Source organism: Streptomyces sp. NPDC059456 (assembly GCF_042750055.1).
Taxonomy (GTDB): Bacteria; Actinomycetota; Actinomycetes; order Streptomycetales; family Streptomycetaceae; genus Streptomyces.
Window position 1 is genome coordinate 1 of record NZ_JBHYVA010001151.1, and the last position, 1,166, is coordinate 1,166.

Here is a 1,166-nt window from a genome sequence, read left to right on the forward strand (position 1 = left end):
GTGGTACAACCCCGCCCTAGCCACTTGGCCCGGCAGGGCAACCCGCGGGGGGGGGCCCGGGGTGGCCTGGGGGGGCCACCCCGGGGCCACCTTCGATTCAGCACCGGCGGGAGCCGGTAGACAGGGAAGGACCCATGCGACAGGTACTCAGCCGACAGGTACTGGGCAAGGGAGTGCTCACGGCGGCGGCCGCCTCAATCCTGCTGTCGATCGCGACCGGCGCGGCCTACGCGCACCCGGGTGCGACGGCCGAGGCCTCGCATTCGCCGGGGGTGCTGTCCGGCAACAGCATCGCGGTACCGATCACCGTCTCGCCGAACGTGTGCGGCAACAGCGTGGACGGCGGGGCGGCGCTCAACCCCTCGTTCGGGAACACCTGCGCCACCACGACCGGTTCGGGCACGCACCACGACGACCGGGACTACGAGCGCTACCTCAGCCCCGAGCACGCCGAGGCCTTCAGGCACTACCTCGAAGAGCGCGAGGGCGGCCGGCACGCACTACCGGAGCAGCGCTACGAGGAGCCGCGCCACGAGGAGGCCCGCCCGCAGGCGCCGCGGCACGCGGCACCGCGCCAGGAGGCCCGGCACGAGGAGCCCCGGCACGAGGGCGGCTACGGCGGTCCCGGCGCGGAGGACGACCGCGACCACCGCGACCATGCGGGCCCCGGCCGGCACGCCAGGCCCGGCGGGCAGGGCGGCTACGGAAGCCCGGACGAGAAGGAGTGCGACGACCACGCGCACGCCCTCCCGGCGCCCGCACCGGCCCACCACGCGCCCCCGGCGCCCGAGCGGCCCCGGCCGCGGCCCCACCCCAAGCCCGGGCCGCAGGCGGAGCACCCGGCTCCGAAGCCCGTCCCGCGGCCCGCCCCGAAGCCCGCCCCCCACCCGGCGCCGAAGCCCCCGGTCCACCAGACGCCCGTGGTGCACACGCCCGCGCCGCCTCCGGTCACCGGCCACCCCGTGACCCTGCCCGCCCCGGTCCACGAGGCGCCCGTACCGCTCCCCGCCCCGGTCGCGGAGGCGCCCCGGCCGCTGCCGGCCCCCGCCCCGGTCGCCGGGCAGGGGCCGGTCCCCGCACCGCCGCACGGCAGCCACTTCGAGGAGCACCCCGCTCCGGCGCCGGCCCCGGAGGCCGTCCGTCCCGCCGATCAGCCGCCGGCCGCC

General features: G+C 78.5%; 1 protein-coding gene. It reads left to right on the plus strand.

The window, feature by feature from the left end:
• Positions 1–134: 134 nt before the first annotated feature.
• Positions 135–1,166: chaplin (locus tag ACFXA3_RS42855; protein ID WP_385197026.1), on the plus strand; the 1,032-nt coding region annotated here is incomplete at its 3' end.